This window comes from Amycolatopsis camponoti (assembly GCF_902497555.1).
Taxonomy (GTDB): domain Bacteria; phylum Actinomycetota; class Actinomycetes; order Mycobacteriales; family Pseudonocardiaceae; genus Amycolatopsis; species Amycolatopsis camponoti.
On sequence record NZ_CABVGP010000001.1, the window covers coordinates 3483757 to 3499923 of the forward strand.

Sequence of the window (16167 nt, forward strand, 5' to 3'; positions counted from 1 at the left end):
GACAAACGACGGTCGAGCGGGTCCTGACCCCGGAACGAGGACACTGATGACCGAGCACACCCGCAGCGAGATATCGCTGCGAGTCAACGAGACGACCCACCGGCTCTCCGTGGACAACCGCAGGACGCTGCTCGACGCGCTGCGGGAGGACCTCGGCCTCACCGGCCCCAAGAAGGGGTGCGACCAGGGGCAGTGCGGCGCCTGCACGGTGCTCTGCGACGGCCGCCGGGTGCTCTCCTGTCTCACCCTCGCGGTCGCCGCCGACGCCACCTCGGTCACGACCGTCGAAGGACTGGCCACCGAGGGCGAGCTGCGGCCGATCCAAGAGGCGTTCGTGCGCCTGGACGGTTTCCAGTGCGGCTTCTGCACACCCGGGCAGATCTGCTCGGCAGTCGGGATGCTCGCCGAACACGCCGAAGGCCGGCCGAGCGCCGTCACCGCCGGCGACGCACCGGACCGCGCGCCGGAACTGGACGAGGCCGAGGTGCGCGAGCGGATGAGCGGGAACCTGTGCCGCTGCGGGGCATACCCGTCGATCGTGCGCGCGGTGCTCGAAACCGCGGCACGCGAGGGAGGTGCGCTGTGAGGGAGTTCGCCTATCAGCGTGTGGCACAGGTCCGCGACGCGCTCACCGCCGTCGCCGACGATGCCGGCACCCGGTACCTGGGTGGGGGCACGAATCTCGTCGACCTGATGAAGTGCGGAGTCGAGGAGCCGACCCGGCTGGTGGACGTACGACGGCTGCCGCTCGACGGTGTCAGCGAAACACCGGACGGCGGGCTGGTCATCGGTGCGACCACGACCAACAGCGACATGGCCGCGCATCCGGAGGTGCGGCGCCGGTTCCCGGCGGTGACCCAGGCCGTCCTCGCGGGTGCGTCCGGTCAGCTGCGGAACATGGCCACGGTGGGTGGCAACCTCCTGCAGCGAACCCGTTGCGGTTACTTCGCCGATCTCTCCCAGCCGTGCAACAAGCGGGTGCCCGGCAGTGGATGTGCCGCGCTCGGGGGCGTGCACCACAACCACGCGGTACTGGGCCACTCCGAGCACTGCGTGGCGACCCATCCCTCGGACATGGCGGTGGCGCTCGCCGCGTTGGACGCGGTCGTGCGCTACGAGGCGCTCGACGGCCCCGGTGAGGTCCCGTTGTCCCGGTTCTACCTGCCGGTCGGTGACCGGCCGGACCGCGAAACCGCGTTGCCGGCCGGCGCGCTGATCACCGCCGTCGTCCTGCCGGGGTCCGCGGCGGGCCTGCGGTCGCGTTACCGCAAGGTCCGCGAGCGCGCGTCGTACGCCTTCGCCACCGTCTCCATCGCCGCCGCGCTGGACATCCGCGACGGCGTGGTGCACGACGTGCGCATCGCGCTGGGCGGTGTGGCGTCGCGTCCCTGGCGGGCCGGCTCCGCCGAGGCCCTGCTCCACGGCTCTCGGCCCACCGCCGACCGGCTCCGGACCTGCGCCGAGGAGGCGCTGAGCGAAGCGAATCCCCTGCCCGACAACAGGTACAAGGTGACTTTGGCGCGGAACCTGATCGAGGCCGTGCTCGGTGAACTCACGGGAACGGAGATGGATCGATGAACGCGGATGCCGTCGGCACCCCACGCCCCCGGATCGAGGGCCGGCTCAAGGTCACCGGCGCCGCCCACTACGCCGCGGACATCCCGATGCCGGACCTGGCCCACGGCTGGATGGTGACCGCCACCCTCTCCCGAGGCCGGATCCGCGACATCGACACGTCAGCCGCGCTCGGTATGCCGGGTGTGCTCGGAGTACTCGACCACCGCGATGCACCCAGGCTCAACCCCCAGGCCGGCAACTACTTCGGCCCCGACGGCAGCCTGCAGCTACTACAGGACGACGTGATCCCGTACGCGGGCTGGCCGCTCGCGCTGGTGGTGGCGGAAACGCCCGAGCAGGCCAGAGCGGCCGCGGCGGCAGTGCGGGTGACCTGTGACGGCGAGCCGCACGACCTCGATTTCAGCCTGGAGCACCTGGCCGCGCGGCCGGCGTCGACCGCCTTCGGACCGGAGGCGGACATCGGCGACCTGAAGGCGGAACTGGCGGCGTCCGCGGTCGTGCTCGAGGAGCGCTATCGCACTCCGGAGGAGAGCCACTGCGCGATGGAGCCGCACGCCGCGACCGTGTGGTGGGACTCCGACCACGTGTATGCCGTGGACTCCAACCAAGGAGCGTTCAGCGTGTCCGAGGTCCTCGCCGCGTTGTGGTCCATCGACCGGGAACGGGTGCACGTTCGTTCCGAGCACGTGGGCGGGGGTTTCGGCGGCAAGGGTGCCTGCGGCCCGCAGGTGGTGCTCGCCTCGATGGCCGGCCGGCGGTTCGGACGCCCGGTGCGGATCGCCATGACCCGGGCGCAGGTTTTCGAGACGACCTCGTCGCGGCCTCGAACGGACCAGGTGATGACCGTCGGCGCGGACGCCGACGGCCGCCTGCGGGCCATCCAGCACCGGGCGGCCTACGCCGTCTCGCCGCTTTCGGAGTACATCGAGGCGTGCACCGAGCAGGCCAAGGTCCTGTACTCGGCGCCGGCGATCCGCACCCAGCTCACCGCCGTGCCGCTGGACATCCTGCCGCCCGCCTCGATGCGCGGGCCCGGCGCGACGCCCGGTTCGTTCGCCCTGGAGTCGGCGATCGACGAGGTCGCCGAGCGGCTGGACATGGACCCCTTGGAACTGCGCCTGCGCAACCAGCCCACGGTCACGCCCGCCTCGGGAAAGCCCTTCAGCACGCGCCGCCTGGTCTCCTGCATGCGGGAGGGCGCGCGCCGGTTCGGCTGGGCGGCGCGCGACCGGCGACCCCGCTCCCGGCGCGAGGGCCCGCTGCTGATCGGCAGCGGCATGGCCACGACGTCGTTCAGCGCCGGGGTGTTCCCGTCGCAGGCCTCGATCACCGCGGAGGCCGACGGGACGTTCACGGTGTCGATCGGGGCGAGCGACATCGGCACGGGCGCCCGGACCGCGCTGACCGCGGTCGCCGCCGACGCGCTGGGCGCCGGCACCGAGCGGATCCGCCTCCGGATCGGGGACAGCGATCTCGGCATGGCGTGGGGCGCGGGTGGTTCCCGCGGCACGACGTCCTGGTCCTTCGCCATCACCGAGGCCGCCAAGAAGCTGCGGGAGAGCCTCGCTGATCCCGTCCGGCCGGTGACCGCGACGGTCGACACCACCACGATGATCGATTTCCAGCCGGACCGGGAACGCCAGACCTACAGCGCCGTCTTCGCGGAGGTGACCGTCGACCCGGCCACCGGCGAGGTCCGGGTTCGCCGGCTGCTCGGCATGTTCGCCGTGGGCCGGGTGATCAACCCGCTGCTGGCCCGCAGCCAGGTGGTCGGCGGGATGATCATGGGGCTGTCCATGGCCCTGCACGAAGAGAATGTGCGAGATCCCCGCACCGGTCGGCTGGCGAACGGCGACTGGGCGGGCTACCACATCGCCGCGCACGCCGACGTGCCCGACATCGAGGCCGATTTCGTGCCGGACTACGAGCCCCAGGACCCGTCGGGCTTCAACGGCCTCGGCGAGATCGGCACGGCAGGCACCGCGGCGGCGATCGCCAACGCCGTGTGGCACGCGACCGGCACTCGTCAGCGGATCCTCCCGATCCGCCTCGACCGCGTGCTGGAGCAGAACACCGCCGTCGCAGGCGAACTTCGCCCGGTGTGAGAGCTGGCGGCCGTCGGCACCGCGACCCGCCTTTGTCAGGGATCGAGCGGCAATGCACTGAACGCATCCGGATTCCAGTGCTCGCAGTCCAGGACCGACTGTGCCCCTCCGCCTGAGTGAGTGACGTCGGGCGGCGTGAATTGACAGACCGGCGTCTGGTTTCGTTCGTGTGCTGTGACCGCGGTTGTTCGTGAGGCTTGACCGCACCCGGTGTGGTGGGGGTGCTGGTGTTCGCGAGATTTGACCGCAGTGAACCCTTGCGGTGGGTGGCTACTGCCCGGGGCCACCGCGCTCGAGCAGGCCCGCGCGGCGGGCAAGTTCACCCCGGTGCACGACGCCTGGTGGGCGGCCGTGCGCAAGGTTCACGGCGACCGCGACGGGACTCGCGCGTTGATCCAGGTTCTGCTGCTGCACCGGCACAACCGGGACGTCTCGGCCGCGGCAGTGACCTCACTGACCGAACGGCGCTTGGCGCACCTGCCGCCCGACACCCGGCCGCTGCCATCGGTGACGATCTACGACCAGCTGCTGCCCAGCCACCGAACCCCCAGGGAAGGGACACGTCCATGACTGCTCAACGTCACCGCGGCCTGACCGAGCAGGCCGCCAACGCTGCCGTCGACCAGGCCTGCCGGCTGCTGCGGCTGCCGACCATCGGCACCCAGTTTTCCCGATATGGCCGATGCGGCCGCCCGCGAGCAGATGTCCTACCGCGGGTTTCTCGCCGAGCTGCTCATGGCCGAGTGCGACGACCGGGCCCGACGTCGCTCCGATCGCCGCATCAAGGCCGCCGCGTTCCCGCGGGAGAAGTCGTTGCGCGCCCTCGACTTCGACACCAACTCCAACGTCGACCCGGCCGTCATCCACCCCCCCTCGCCACCTGCGAATGGGTCAAGAAGGGCCTGCCGCTCTGCCTGATCGGCGACTCCCGGTACCGGCAAATCACACCTGCTGATCGCACTGGCACCGAGGCCGCCATGAACGGGTTCCGGGTCCGCTGCACCCTGGCCACCAAGCTGGTCAACGAGCTGGTCGGGGCCGCCGACGACATCGTGCTCGCCAAGACCATCGCCCGCTACGGCCGCGTCGACCTGCTCTGCATCGACGAGCTGGGATACATGGAACTCGACCGCCGCGGCGCCGAACTCTTCTTCCAGGTCCTCACCGAACGCGAGGAGAAGGCCTCGGTCGCGATCGCTTCCAACGAAAGCTTCGGTGGCTGGACCAAGACGTTCACCGACCCGCGGCTCTGCGCCGCGATCGTGGACCGGCTCACCTATCGACGACGTCCCGATCACCCAGGCAGAGCTCGGCGAGATCTGAGACCGCCGAGATTGAAAGGTGGCTCGGTCGCCTGGCCAGATATCGTCCGACAGCACCAGCACCGATCTCATAGGGGCCCCGCTACATGTCCTGGTCACCAGCACACCAAGCCGTCGAGTTCGAAGACCTGCCCCGGCTACGAGCACTCCTCGACGCCGGTCAGGACGTCGAGGACGACAACGGGGACGGTTGGACTCTTCTGCGCCACGCCATCGATGTCGAATACGACGGTCACGTCCAGACCGGTGAGCCGCTGCACGCCGACACTACGGCGTTCCTACTCGCACGCGGAGCCGACCCACTCCGACGCTGCAACGGCATGCCGGTCGTCGAGGAAGCAGAAATCCGCGGGCACTGGCTCGCCACCGAAATCATGCGCAGTTGGATCAACCGCTGACACCAGCTGCCCGGGCACTCTCGAGCGCGGTCACTTCTCGCCGACATTGATCATGACTCCACTCGCGAGTGCGGTCATAACCGACAAACATCTGCGGTCAACTCACACAGCCAAAACTAGGCGTCACTCTCGCATCCTCCGAACAGGTGTTCGAGGAGAGTGGTCGGGTTCGCCCGTGGCGTGGTGCGCGGGTGTCTCCGGTGCGGGCTCGTGGTGCCGGGTACTCGAAGACAGGCTGACGGCAGCTGAAGCTGATTGCTGTTTCGAAGATGTCGGCATCGGATTCGTTCTCCATCGTGTCAGGTCCGGCGCCGCTGACAGGTTTGCCGCGATCGGGAGTACTTCCGCGAGCACCCTCCGGCTGGCTCCTCACCTGAGCTGAGTTCTGCCGCGCAGCCGACACGCGCAGCTTGTTGGAGATGCGCTCGTCGCTGTGCGCTCCGAGCGGAGGAGAAGCAGGCCGGCGATCGACCGTCCGTTGCAGGCTTTCGTTCCGCTGTGTGGACGTGCTGGCCGTCCGGGAACGGGATCCTGAGAATGCCCGCATGACGGGGTTGACCGAAGAGACCGCCTACGACCGGGTGCGCCTCGCGCAGTGGCGGGCGGGGGAGGCACGCCTGCCGGGGCTGAGCCGGCGGGGCCTGCTGCGGCGGCCGGCGGGCTCGCGCTGATCGCAGCCGGAGCGGCGACCGGCACGGCGTCGGCGGCGGGGCCGATCGTGAAGCCGCTGCCGCCGGAATGGTTCGACGTCTACGGCAGCAACGCCGAGACGCGCTGGGAAGCGATGAACGGGCAGGGCTACCTGACGCCGGTCGACCGGTTCTTCGTCCGCGACCACACCTCGACCCCGGTGCTCGACGCCGCCACCTGGCGGCTGCAGCTGTTCGGTTCGGGGCTGCGCGGCGGGCCGGTCGAATTCACCTACCAGGATCTGCGCGCCCTGCCGTCGGAGACGATCACCGCGTTCATCGAGTGCGCCGGCAACGGGCGGAGCTTCTTCACCAGCCAGCAGGGCCAGACCGTCAGCGGGACGGCGTGGAAGCTCGGCGCGGTCGGCGTGGCGCGCTGGCGCGGCGTGCGGCTCGCGACCGTGCTCGCCCGGGCCGGGCTGTCCCGCCATGCCGTGGACGTGCTCCCCGAAGGACTCGACCCGGACTACGTGGCGGGCGGGGTGAACCTGGGCAAGGTGCGGCGGCCTCTGCCGGTGGCCAAGGCACTGCAGGACGTCCTGCTGGCGTACGAGATGAACGGGCGGCCGCTGCCGCCCGACCACGGTTTCCCGGTGCGGCTCGTGGTGCCGTCGTGGGCCGGGATCTCGTCGATCAAGTGGCTGGGCCGGATCGAGGTGTCGGCGACGCCGCTGGTGTCGCCGTGGAGCACGCAGTTCTACCGGTTGCTGGGGGCGGACTACCCGGCCGAAGGCACGCTGGTCACCGAGCAGGTGGTGAAGAGCGCGTTCGAGCTCCCGTGGGGCGCGACGCTGGCGGCCGGGCAGCGGCACGTACTGCGCGGCCGCTCCTGGTCGGGCCACGGCCGGATCCGCCGGGTCGAGGTGAGCACGGACGGCGTCAGCTGGAAGCCCGCGAAGCCGATCAGCCCGGCACTCGACCGCGGCTGGCTGCAGTGGGAGTTCCCGTGGCGCCCCCGGGCGGCGGGGGCGTACACGCTGCGGGCGCGCGCCACGGACGTCACCGGGGTGCGGCAGCCGGACGTCGCGCCGTACAACACGCAGGGCTACCTGTTCGGCGCGGTCGTCCGGCACCCGGTCACGGTCGGCAGCGCGCCGTGAAGCGGATGATTCGCGCGCTCGCCCGGGCGTTGACGGGCTTCGGCCGGGTGCTGGTACTGCCGGCCCCACCGTTCGAACCCGGGCTGGCGGTGCCGGTGCCACGGCCGGTGGCCGACGTCCCGCGGGTGCCGCTGTCGCGCCGGGAACGGGAAACCTTCCGGCGGATCGTCTCGGGCTGAACGGTCACCTGGGCGAAAGTGTGCGCCGAGTGGACCGCCCCGCGTACTCGAACGCAATGGTGTCCAGGACCTGGAACGGACGCCGTGCTGACCGGGGCGGGACACTCGATGGCGGCCTGAGTCGCCCCGGCGTCGATCTCCCGGACGACCTCGGCCGCTCCCGCGGAGTCCGTGCGGTAGTCGCCGATCACGTGGTGGCGCCGCGGAGATCACCGCTCGCCGACTCCGGTGCCGAACGCCCACAGGACCGTCGCGGCCGCGTGGTCCGCGACGGCGTCGACTTCCGCGGCGGTCAGGTGCCGGGTGCCGAGGCGGGAGCGGGCTTCGAGCGGACCGGTCAGCAGGGCCAGGAACTGCTCGGCGATCAATGCGGGGTCGTCGTGGCGGAGCCGGCCGGCGACGATCAGCCGGGCCAGGCGGTCCGCGAGCGTCCCGGCCAGCCGGCCCGCGGTGACGGCGTAGACCTCGGTCAGCAGTTCGGGGAACCGGCCCAGCTGGGCGTAGGTCAGCGCGCGCAACGCACGGGACTCCTCGTCGCAGCAGCGGCGGGCCAGTGCCCGGGCCGCGCGGGTGAGCGTCCGGTGCGGGTCGCCGTCGGGGGTGATGCGCTCCACCGCGGCGAGGTTGGCTGCCGCGACTCGCTCGGCCGCGGCGGCGAGAGCGGCGCGGAAGAGGGTTTCCTTGTCCCGGAAGTGGTTGTACACCGTGGGTTTCGCGACGCCGGCTTCGGCCGCGATCTCCTGGACGCCCGCCGCGTCGTAGCCGGTCCGGGCGAAGACGGCGAAGGCGGCGGCGAGGATCGCCTCCCGTTTGTCGATCCGGCCGCGGGTGGTGGTCATGGACGGAGTTTACAACTGACTCACTGGTTCGCTAACTTGAACTTGCTAGTTCAATCCGGAGGGACCTCATGATCGTCAACCTGCTTCGCTTCCGTTTCCGCGACGACGTCACCGAAGCCGGCCGGGACGCCGTGCTCGCCGCCATGCGCCGGACGGCCGGGGTCGAGTCGGCCGCGTTCGGCACGGTCGGCCGGGACCTCGGCGACCCGGCCGAGGGGTACACGCACGCGTACTGCGTCGGCGTCGCGGACATCGCGGCTCTGGAGCGGTACCTCCACGATCCCGTGCACCTCGCCGGGGACGACGTCATCCTGCCGAGCCTGGCGCGGCTTTCGGCGGTGCGGTTCACCGACGACGCCGACCCGGAAACCGGCGCGAAGATGGGCGAGCTGGTCCGCGCGAAGCTCGAGAAGTACCCGGACTGGGAGCGGCAGCTGAAAGCCATCCCCGCCTGAAACCGGTTCATGATTCGGACATCGTTGACACTTCACGCACGCGTTCTTACTTTCGGTGCATGATAACCGGACGGGAAGTCACGCGACCGTGTCCGACGGTGCGGGTGAACGGGATCTGTTGTCGCTGAACGTATCCGAGCGACCGATCCCCTCCCGAGGAGTGCCCATGCGCCGCACCGCCGACCGTTCGGCCGATCTCGAGCGACTGCTCTCGGACGGCCCGTTCCCGGCTGCGCTCCGCGCGGCCATCACCGAGAGCGGGCTGTCCCTGGACCGTGTCCGCCACCGCCTCGCGCGGCGCGGGCTGTCGGTCAGCGTGCCGACGCTGAGCCTGTGGCAGTCCGGGCGCCGCCGCCCGGAACGCGCGGAATCGCTGCGCGTCCTCGCCGGCTTGGAGCAACTGCTGGAGCTGCCCGCCGGCTCCTTCGGCGCGCTGCTGGGACCACCGAAACCGCGTGGCCGGACACAGCCGCCCGGGCACCTGGTCGCGGTGAGCCAGCACGACCGCGCGGACATCGACGACCACGGCCGGCTTTCCGCCGTCCACGCGCGGGTCGTGCTGCGCGCCGGCGGGACGGGACTCGAGCGCTGGCCGGTGCGCTGGGACCTCGAACCGGGGGTGACCCCGAAGATCCTCGCCGACCGCAACTGCCGGGTCGCCGGCGTCGAGCACGATCTGGACCGCAGCCGGCTGACCGCCGACCTCGTGCTGGACGCCGCACCGGCACCGGGGGAGTCGGTCATCGTCGAGTACCGCGCGATGTTCCCGGCCCGCCCGGCGGCCCGGCGGTTCGTGCGCACCCTCGAGCGGCCGGTCCGCGACTACCTCCTCGAAGCCCGGTTCGCCGTGCTGCCGGCGCTGTGCGTGCGGATGCGCGACGCCGGGCCGGGGCGCGAGCTGAGCCCGGATTCCGGCGGGACCGTGCACGTCGCCGAGGCCGACGCGGTCGGGCGCATCGGAATCCGCTGGGAGTCGTGAAAACGAGCGGGGCCCCGGCACGCGCCAGGGCCCGCTCTCCTTTCCGGTCCGGCGTCAGGGAGCGATGTAGAGCGTGCGGTTCGGGGTGCCGCTGCCCGGGTTCTTCACCAGGTTGGGCGTGGCCGCGGTCACCAGCGCCTGGCTCACCTGGGCCGCGGAGGCCGTGGTGTGGGTCGCGAGGTAGATCGCCGCCGCGCCGGCGACGTGCGGCGACGCGAACGACGTGCCGTTGCCCGTGTAGGTCGCCGTGTCGTTCGTGTTCCACGCCGAGGTGATGCCGACGCCGGGGGCGAACAGGTCGACGCCGGTGCCGTAGTTGGAGAACGACGCGCGGGTGTCGGTCTTGTCCGCGGCGGCGACCGTGATGGCCTCGGCGACCCGGGCGGGCGAGGACGTCGAGGCGTTGGCGTTGGAGTTGCCCGCCGCGACCGCCCACGTGACCCCGGAGCTGATCGAGTTCCGGACCGCGGTGTCGAGCGCGGTCGAGACCCCGCCGCCGAGGCTGGCGTTGGCCACCGCCGGCTTCTTCGCGTTGGCGGTGATCCAGTTGACGCCGGCGATCACGCCCGAGGTCGTCCCGCTGCCGTCGGAACCGAGCACCCGCACGGGGTACAGCTGGGCGCCCTTCGCGACGCCGTACTGCGAGCCGGCGATCGTCGCGGCGACGTGCGTTCCGTGCCCGTAGCCGTCGTCGGCGTTCGTGTCGTTGTCGACGAAGTCGTAGCCCTGGTGCACGCGGCCGCCGAAGGTCTGGTGGGTCGCGCGGATGCCTGTGTCGAGCACGTAGACGTTCACGTTCGACGCCGTGGTGCTGTAGGTGTACTGGTTGTTCAGCGGCAGGTTCCGCTGGTCGACCCGGTCCAGGCCCCACGACGGCGGGTTCTGCTGGACGGCGTCGGCGCGCACGGTCTTGTCCTGCTCGACGAAGGCGACGGCGCTGTCCGCGGCGAGGCGCTTGGCGTGCTTTTCGTCCAGGCGCACGGAGAACCCGGCGAGGTTCCGCGTGTAGACCCGGCTCACTGTGCCGTCGTAGCGGCGGGCCAGTGAGCCGCTGTCAGTGTTCTTCGCGCTGTCTTTCAACACTACGATGTAGCTGTCCTTGACCGCTCCGGCGTCGGCGGCGCCGAGCACGACGCCTTCCGCGGCCTGGGCGGGGGTGACGCCGGTGAAGACGACAGCCGCCGCCACGACGACCGCGGCTCCGGTGAATCTCGCTGCGCGCATTTCGTGCTCCTCGGGGAAGGGGACTCTCCGAGGACGAAGTTAAGGCGGCGGCCGTTTTCTCGGCAGGCGCGGTTTTTTGCGGTTTTGCGCCGGTTTGCGTTGGCCCGCCGAGTGGTTGCCGCCCCTACGAAAGGATGTTCCCGCGAGGTGGACTACCGGCGACCAGCGGGACGACGTCGCAGATGACGCGCTCGGCGTCCTCGGGCAGGACCGCCGGCCGGAGCCGGACGCCGCCGAGCCCGTGCTCGTCGCGCCACCCGGTGAAGATCCCCGTGTCGGCGTGGTCCGCCGCGGAGTCCGAAGTGGACGCGATGGCGCGGGGCACGGTCGTGCGTGACGTCGACTGGGTCCGCCGCGACCGGACGGCGCCGGTTGCTGAACCTGGCCGCGCGAGGTGACGTGTCCGACGACGACCTCTATACGGCGCCAGGCCGGTTCGGAGCCGCCGGGGCGGGCGCGACCTGGCTCGGCGGCTCGGCTGCTGCCGTTGCCGCGGTGACCGCCGCCGGTCCGATCCCGAGGTGCTCGCGCAGGGTCGTGCCGGTGTATTCGGTCCGGAACACACCCCGTTCCTGGAGCAGCGGAACGACTTTCGCCGCGAACTCGTCCAGGCCGCCCGGGGTGACGTAGGGCGCGAGGATGAAGCCGTCGGCCTGCACGAGGTCGTCGATCGTCGTGGCGACCGTCGACGGTGAGCCGACGAAGGTGTGACGGCCGGTGACCTCGATGATCAGCTCGCGGATGGACAGCTTTCCGGCCGCCGCCCGGTCGCGCCAGTCGCGGGCGGTGCCGAGCGGGTCGCGGTACTGCCGGACGCTGGCCCGGCCGGGCGCGATCGTGTCGCCGAGGTGCGGATCGACATCGGGCAGCGGGCCATCCGGGTCGTAGGCCGACAGGTCGCGGTTCCACAGCTGTTCCAGTAGCCGGATCGCGGTCGGCCCGCTGACCTGGGCGCGGCGGACCTCGTGAGCCAGTTCGGCGGCTTCGGCGTCGGTGTCGGCGAGCACGAAGGTCGCCGCGGGCAGCACGACGAGCTGGTCCGGCGACCGCCCGTGCCGGGCCAGCCGGCCTTTGACGTCGGCGTAGAATGCTTGTCCCGCTTCGAGATCGGCGTATCGGCTGAAGATCGCGTCCGCGGCCGCCGCCGCGAACTCACGCCCTTCTTCGGAGTCGCCCGCCTGGATGATCACCGGCCGCCCCTGCGGACCGCGGGGCACCGTGAACCTGCCGGAGATCGCGAACTGGGCGTCGCGGTGCTCGAACTCGCCGGCCCGGGGATCGGACAGGAAGACACCGGACTCGCGGTCCGCGACGATCTCGTCTCCCTGCCAGGAGTCGAAGAGTTTCCCGGCCGCGTCGAGGAACTGCCGGGCGCGCTCGTAGCGCTGCTCCTTCGGCAGGAACCCGCCGCGCCGGAAGTTCTCGCCGGTGAAGGCGTCCCACGACGTGACGACGTTCCACGCCGCGCGCCCGGCGGAGAGGTGGTCCAGGCTCGCGAACTGCCGGGCCACCTCGTACGGCTCGGTGAACGTCGAGTTGATCGTGCCCGCCAGCCCGAGCCGATCGGTGACCGCGGCCAACGCGGCGAGCACGGTGAAGGTGTCCGGCCGGCCGACGACGTCGAGGTCGTAGATCTCGCCGTGCTGCTCGCGCAGCCGCAACCCCTCGGCGAGGAAGAAGAAGTCGAACTTGGCGGCTTCGGCGGTCCGGGCGAGGTGGGCGAAGGAGCCGAACTCGATCTGGCTGCCGGCGTCGGGGTGGCTCCAGACCGTCGTGTTGTTCACGCCGGGGAAGGCCGCCGCCAGGTGGATCTGCTTGCGAGGCTTGGTCATCGGGGCTCCTCAGGCGGCGTAGCGGTTCACGGGGCGGGCGAGCCCGAGCAGGCCGCGCAGGGTCGAGGCCTCGTACTCGCGGCGGAAGGCACCGCGCCGCTGCAGTTCCGGGACCAGGCCGCGACTGATCGCGGTGAGGTCGTGCGGCACCGCGCCGGGGTGCAACCGGAAGCCGGAGAGCCCGGCCTCGTGCCAGTCGAGGAGCCGATCGGCCAGTTGCGTGGGTGTCCCCACGAAGACGTCGGCGTCGGACTGGTATTCGGCACCGGCCAGGTCGTCCAGCCGGGCTTTCCGCTCGGCCGCGTCGTCCCCGAGGAAGACGACGAGATCGGCGAAGACGTGCAGCGGGTCTTGCGTCCGCCCGGCGGTTTCCTGCTCGGCGCGGACCTCGCCGACGATCACCTCGGCGTGCTCGCGGTCGTGCGGCGTCACGTAGACGACGTCGGCGGCGCGGGCCGCGAGGCGGTAGGGGACCGTCGCGTGCGCGAGCGCGGTCACCAACGGCTGGCCCTGCGGTGGCCGTGGCGTGATGGCCGGGCCCTTGACCGAGAACCAGCGGCCCTCGAAGTCGATGTAGTGCAGCTTGTGACGGTCGAGGAACCGGCTGGTCGCGACGTCCCGGATCACCGCGTCGTCCTCCCAGCTGTCCCAGAGCCTTCGCAGCACTTCGACGTAGTCCGCGGCTTCGTCGAAGAGGTCCACGAAGTGCGCGGGGAAGTCCCCGGGCGCGGGCAGCCGGAATTCGGGGAACTCGCGGCGGCCGAAGTGCGCGGCTTCGCTTCGGCTGCCCGACACGCGCACGCGGACCCCGGCGCGCCCGGTGCTGACGTAGTCGAGCGTGGCGATCGCCTTGCTCAGGTGGAACGGCTCGGTGTGGGTGACCACGGCGGTCGGGACCAGCCCGATGTGCCGGGTGCGCGGCGCGACGCGGGCGGCGACCAGGACCGCGTCCAGCCGGCCGCGGACTTCGTCGGTGCGCTCGTCGGGCCCGTCGAGCCGGCTGGACTGCAGGGCGAGCGAGTCTTCGATGGTCACGAAATCGAGCAGGCCCCGCTCGGCTTCGACGACGAGGTCGGTCCAGTAGCCGGCGGTGAACAGCTCGGCGGGCCGGGCGTCCGGGTCCCGCCAGGCGGCCGGGTGCCAGCCCGCACCGTCGAGGGCGACGGCCAGGTGCAGCGTCATCGCGCTTCTCCCTTCGCGTCAGCGGTTCCAGTGTTCGGCGAGCAGTTCGTAGGACCGCACCCGGTCGGCGTGGTCGTGGGTGATGGTCGTGATGACGAGTTCGTCCGCGCCGGTCGCTTCCTGCAGCTGTCGCAGCCGGGTGGTGACCGTGGCCGGCGAGCCGGCGAACTGGGTGCCGACGCGGTCGGCGACCAGTGCCCGGTCTTCGTCCGTCCACTCGTGCGTGGCGGCTTCTTCCGGCGCGGGGAAGGGGATCGCGCCCTCGGCGCGGCGGATGCTGCGCACCCACGAGCCGTAGCCGGACGCCAGTTTCCGGGCCGTGGCGTCGTCTTCGGCGACGACGACGTCGGCCGACACAGCGACGTACGGCTTCGGAAGCGCGTCCGACGGCTGGAACGCCGCCCGGTACGCGTCGACGGCTTCGAGCACGCTCGACGGGCTGACGTGGTAGTTCGCGGCGAACCGCAGGGAGTTGCGCCCGGCCACGGACGCGCTCTGCCCGCCGCTGCTGCCGAGGATCCAGATCTGCGGCCGCGTGCCTTCGCCGGGCACGGCGTGGGCCTCGAGTCCGTCGGCGGAGCGGTAGGTGCCGTGGAGCAGGGCGAGGATGTCGTCGACCTGCTCGCCGTAGTCGGGGGACTCGGCGCCGGGCTGCTGCAGGAGCCCGAACGTCAGCCCGAGGCGGGATGAGCGTGCCAGGCCGCTGAAGTCGGGTTTCGGTGGGATCAGCAGGCCGTTGACCGTCTGGGCGGGCACTACCGGCCGCGCGGCCGCCGCGGCGTATTCGCGGACGAGTTGCTTGCCGCTGCGGCCGAGTCCGAGGTCGAGCCGTCCGGGGTGCAACGCGTCGATGAGGCCGAACTCCTCGACCGTGGCCAGCGGGGTGCGGTGCGCGAGCTGGACGCCGGCGGACCCGAGCCGGATGCGTTCGGTGGCGCCCGCGACGAGAGCGATGAGGATCGGTGGGGACGCGCCGGCGACGCCCGGGTTGAGGTGGTGTTCGGCGAACCAGTAGCGCCGGTAGCCGAAGCGTTCGGCCTGCTGCGCGAGATCGACGGTGTTGCGGACGGCGTCGGCGGCGGTGGCGCCGGAGCTGACCGGGACGAGGTCGAGGACGGACAACGGGACTTCGGGCATGAGCGGTCCTTTCAGGCGGGCCATGGCGGGGCGGGCATCTCGCGGCGCAGCGCGGGCGCGACGTCGGACTGGAACAGCTCGAGCGCGTCCCGGTGCTGCCGGGCGGTGAGCCCGTCGCGGTCGGCGTGCAGGTGCATGACCTGGTGCCCGAGTTCCTTCTGGTAGCGCAGTACCTTGTCGACGACCTGCGCCGGGCTCCCGATCAGCGCGGAGCTGCGCTCGACGAAGTCGTCCAGGGTCCGGAAGACCGGCTCCAGCCCGAGCCGCGTCTGCATGGCCAGCCGGCTTTCGAAGATCGGCCGGTAGGTTTCGAGCGCCTCCTGCGTGGTGCGGGCGACGTGGAAGCCCGCGGTGCCCGCTCCGACGAGCGCAGCGGCGGGGTCGCGGCCGTGGTGGGCCCACCTCTCGCGGTAGTGCCGGACCAGCTCGGCGTACGGCTCGACGGGGTTGGTGACGTTCGCCGAGAACAGCGGGTCGCCCCACTTCGCGGCGAGTTCCACGGAGTCGCGGCTGGTCGCGCTGCCGTGCCACACGCGGATCGGGTGCTGTAGCGGCCGCGGCCAGACCTCGGCGTCGGTGAGCGACGGCCGGAAGCGTCCGGACCAGGTGACCTTGTCCTCGCGCCACAGCCGCCGGAACAGCTCGTAGCCTTCGGCGTTGCGGTCCCACTGGTCGTCCGGGGTGACGTGGAACAGCTCGCGCTGGGCGGCGCCGTTCCCCTTGCCGATGATCAGCTCCAGGCGGCCGCCGGAGAGGTTGTCGAGGGTCGAGTAGTCCTCGAACGCGCGCACCGGGTCGAGCAGGCTGAGCGTGGTGACGGCGGTGAACAGCCGGATCCGGGACGTCCGTGCGGCGATGTGGCTCAGGACCACGGGCGGCGACGACGAGATGAACGGCCGCTCGTGCCGCTCGCCGACCGCATAGCCGTCGAAGCCCAGCTCTTCGGCGAGCTCGGCGTTCGCCACCACCTCCCGGAGCCGCTCGTGGGTGGGCGCCAGGCTGCCGGTGACCGCGTCGGGGACGTGGGTGATGAGGGTGATGAGCAAGAACTTCACGCGTTCTCCACTTCACGGGCTCGGTACTCCACAGCTAGCCCGAGCCGAGGCCGCGCCGCACTCGTGTTCACGATGTGGGCGCGGCCCGCCGAA

General features: G+C 71.4%; 17 protein-coding genes and 2 pseudogenes. 12 read left to right on the forward strand and 7 right to left on the reverse strand.

Features of this window, described 5'->3' with window-relative positions:
• The first annotated feature begins 46 nt into the window (after window positions 1-46).
• The 10 genes and pseudogenes from AA23TX_RS16465 (at window position 47) to AA23TX_RS16500 (ending at window position 7371) form a co-directional block, all read left to right on the forward strand.
• Window positions 47-586: a (2Fe-2S)-binding protein gene (locus tag AA23TX_RS16465; protein ID WP_155543381.1), complete on the forward strand. Its 540-nt coding sequence runs from the start codon at window positions 47-49 to the stop codon at window positions 584-586.
• Entirely contained in the window at window positions 583-1578 is a 996-nt protein-coding gene (locus AA23TX_RS16470; protein ID WP_155543382.1) for an FAD binding domain-containing protein, read from the forward strand. The genes AA23TX_RS16465 and AA23TX_RS16470 overlap by 4 nt, the downstream gene beginning before the upstream one ends.
• On the forward strand, window positions 1575-3683 hold the full coding sequence (locus AA23TX_RS16475) for a xanthine dehydrogenase family protein molybdopterin-binding subunit (RefSeq protein WP_155543383.1): 2109 nt from the start codon (window positions 1575-1577) through the stop codon (window positions 3681-3683). The genes AA23TX_RS16470 and AA23TX_RS16475 overlap by 4 nt, the downstream gene beginning before the upstream one ends.
• 273 nt (window positions 3684-3956) lie before the next feature.
• Window positions 3957-4253, forward strand: a pseudogene (locus tag AA23TX_RS16480) (IS21 family transposase); the annotation flags it as partial.
• Between the two features lie 105 nt (window positions 4254-4358).
• Window positions 4359-4601 (forward strand): ATP-binding protein, encoded by a 243-nt coding sequence (locus AA23TX_RS50730; protein WP_277875392.1) that lies wholly within the window; start codon window positions 4359-4361, stop codon window positions 4599-4601.
• Window positions 4601-4903 (forward strand): annotated as a pseudogene (locus AA23TX_RS51015) (ATP-binding protein); the annotation flags it as partial. The gene AA23TX_RS50730 and the pseudogene AA23TX_RS51015, both read left to right, overlap by 1 nt.
• A 188-nt stretch (window positions 4904-5091) precedes the next feature.
• On the forward strand, window positions 5092-5403 hold the full coding sequence (locus tag AA23TX_RS16490; RefSeq protein ID WP_155543384.1) for an ankyrin repeat domain-containing protein: 312 nt from the start codon (window positions 5092-5094) through the stop codon (window positions 5401-5403).
• Between the two features lie 545 nt (window positions 5404-5948).
• Window positions 5949-6074 carry a hypothetical protein gene (locus AA23TX_RS50735; protein WP_277875393.1) on the forward strand — a complete coding sequence of 42 codons (126 nt, stop codon included), beginning with the start codon at window positions 5949-5951 and terminating at the stop codon, window positions 6072-6074.
• A gap of 47 nt (window positions 6075-6121) precedes the next feature.
• Window positions 6122-7192 (forward strand): sulfite oxidase, encoded by a 1071-nt coding sequence (locus AA23TX_RS16495; RefSeq protein WP_230862527.1) that lies wholly within the window; start codon window positions 6122-6124, stop codon window positions 7190-7192.
• Window positions 7189-7371: a hypothetical protein gene (locus AA23TX_RS16500; protein WP_155543386.1), complete on the forward strand. Its 183-nt coding sequence runs from the start codon at window positions 7189-7191 to the stop codon at window positions 7369-7371. Before AA23TX_RS16495 ends, AA23TX_RS16500 begins: the two co-directional genes overlap by 4 nt.
• A 209-nt stretch (window positions 7372-7580) precedes the next feature.
• On the opposite strand, the gene AA23TX_RS16505 is transcribed toward AA23TX_RS16500, so the two are convergent.
• The gene (locus AA23TX_RS16505) at window positions 7581-8210 is read right to left on the reverse strand and encodes a TetR/AcrR family transcriptional regulator (RefSeq protein ID WP_155543387.1); all 630 of its coding nucleotides are present in this window, start codon (window positions 8208-8210) and stop codon (window positions 7581-7583) included.
• 68 nt (window positions 8211-8278) lie between these two features.
• On the opposite strand from AA23TX_RS16505, the gene AA23TX_RS16510 reads away from it, so the two are divergent.
• Window positions 8279-8665: a Dabb family protein gene (locus AA23TX_RS16510; protein ID WP_155543388.1), complete on the forward strand. Its 387-nt coding sequence runs from the start codon at window positions 8279-8281 to the stop codon at window positions 8663-8665.
• Between the two features lie 166 nt (window positions 8666-8831).
• On the forward strand, window positions 8832-9644 hold the full coding sequence (locus tag AA23TX_RS16515; protein ID WP_155543389.1) for a hypothetical protein: 813 nt from the start codon (window positions 8832-8834) through the stop codon (window positions 9642-9644).
• A gap of 54 nt (window positions 9645-9698) precedes the next feature.
• Here the strand turns inward: AA23TX_RS16515 and AA23TX_RS16520 are convergent, their stop codons facing one another.
• The 6 genes from AA23TX_RS16520 to AA23TX_RS16545 form a co-directional block, all read right to left on the reverse strand.
• Window positions 9699-10868 carry a S8 family peptidase gene (locus AA23TX_RS16520; protein WP_155543390.1) on the reverse strand — a complete coding sequence of 390 codons (1170 nt, stop codon included), beginning with the start codon at window positions 10866-10868 and terminating at the stop codon, window positions 9699-9701.
• Between the two features lie 124 nt (window positions 10869-10992).
• Window positions 10993-11193, reverse strand: coding sequence for a hypothetical protein (locus AA23TX_RS16525; protein ID WP_155543391.1), 201 nt, complete (start codon window positions 11191-11193; stop codon window positions 10993-10995).
• A gap of 91 nt (window positions 11194-11284) precedes the next feature.
• Complete coding sequence (locus AA23TX_RS16530; RefSeq protein ID WP_155543392.1) at window positions 11285-12700, reverse strand: NtaA/DmoA family FMN-dependent monooxygenase; 1416 nt, start codon at window positions 12698-12700, stop codon at window positions 11285-11287.
• 9 nt (window positions 12701-12709) lie between these two features.
• Window positions 12710-13882 carry an LLM class flavin-dependent oxidoreductase gene (locus AA23TX_RS16535; protein ID WP_155543393.1) on the reverse strand — a complete coding sequence of 391 codons (1173 nt, stop codon included), beginning with the start codon at window positions 13880-13882 and terminating at the stop codon, window positions 12710-12712.
• An 18-nt stretch (window positions 13883-13900) separates the two neighbouring features.
• On the reverse strand, window positions 13901-15019 hold the full coding sequence (locus AA23TX_RS16540; RefSeq protein WP_155543394.1) for an LLM class flavin-dependent oxidoreductase: 1119 nt from the start codon (window positions 15017-15019) through the stop codon (window positions 13901-13903).
• A gap of 11 nt (window positions 15020-15030) precedes the next feature.
• Window positions 15031-16074, reverse strand: a complete 1044-nt coding sequence (locus AA23TX_RS16545; protein ID WP_155543395.1) for an LLM class flavin-dependent oxidoreductase — start codon at window positions 16072-16074, stop codon at window positions 15031-15033.
• Between the last annotated feature and the right edge of the window lie 93 nt (window positions 16075-16167).

Bases quoted from the DNA above. Each gene is read 5' to 3' on its own strand.
- AA23TX_RS16465 (WP_155543381.1), top strand. From the start codon at position 47: ATGACCGAGCACACCCGCAGCGAGATATCGCTGCGAGTCAACGAGACG.
- AA23TX_RS16475 (WP_155543383.1), top strand. From the start codon at position 1,575: ATGAACGCGGATGCCGTCGGCACCCCACGCCCCCGGATCGAGGGCCGG.
- AA23TX_RS50730 (WP_277875392.1), top strand. From the start codon at position 4,359: ATGGCCGATGCGGCCGCCCGCGAGCAGATGTCCTACCGCGGGTTTCTC.
- AA23TX_RS16490 (WP_155543384.1), top strand. From the start codon at position 5,092: ATGTCCTGGTCACCAGCACACCAAGCCGTCGAGTTCGAAGACCTGCCC.
- AA23TX_RS50735 (WP_277875393.1), top strand. From the start codon at position 5,949: ATGACGGGGTTGACCGAAGAGACCGCCTACGACCGGGTGCGCCTCGCG.
- AA23TX_RS16505 (WP_155543387.1), bottom strand. From the start codon at position 8,210: ATGACCACCACCCGCGGCCGGATCGACAAACGGGAGGCGATCCTCGCC.
- AA23TX_RS16510 (WP_155543388.1), top strand. From the start codon at position 8,279: ATGATCGTCAACCTGCTTCGCTTCCGTTTCCGCGACGACGTCACCGAA.
- AA23TX_RS16515 (WP_155543389.1), top strand. From the start codon at position 8,832: ATGCGCCGCACCGCCGACCGTTCGGCCGATCTCGAGCGACTGCTCTCG.
- AA23TX_RS16520 (WP_155543390.1), bottom strand. From the start codon at position 10,868: ATGCGCGCAGCGAGATTCACCGGAGCCGCGGTCGTCGTGGCGGCGGCT.
- AA23TX_RS16530 (WP_155543392.1), bottom strand. From the start codon at position 12,700: ATGACCAAGCCTCGCAAGCAGATCCACCTGGCGGCGGCCTTCCCCGGC.
- AA23TX_RS16535 (WP_155543393.1), bottom strand. From the start codon at position 13,882: ATGACGCTGCACCTGGCCGTCGCCCTCGACGGTGCGGGCTGGCACCCG.
- AA23TX_RS16540 (WP_155543394.1), bottom strand. From the start codon at position 15,019: ATGCCCGAAGTCCCGTTGTCCGTCCTCGACCTCGTCCCGGTCAGCTCC.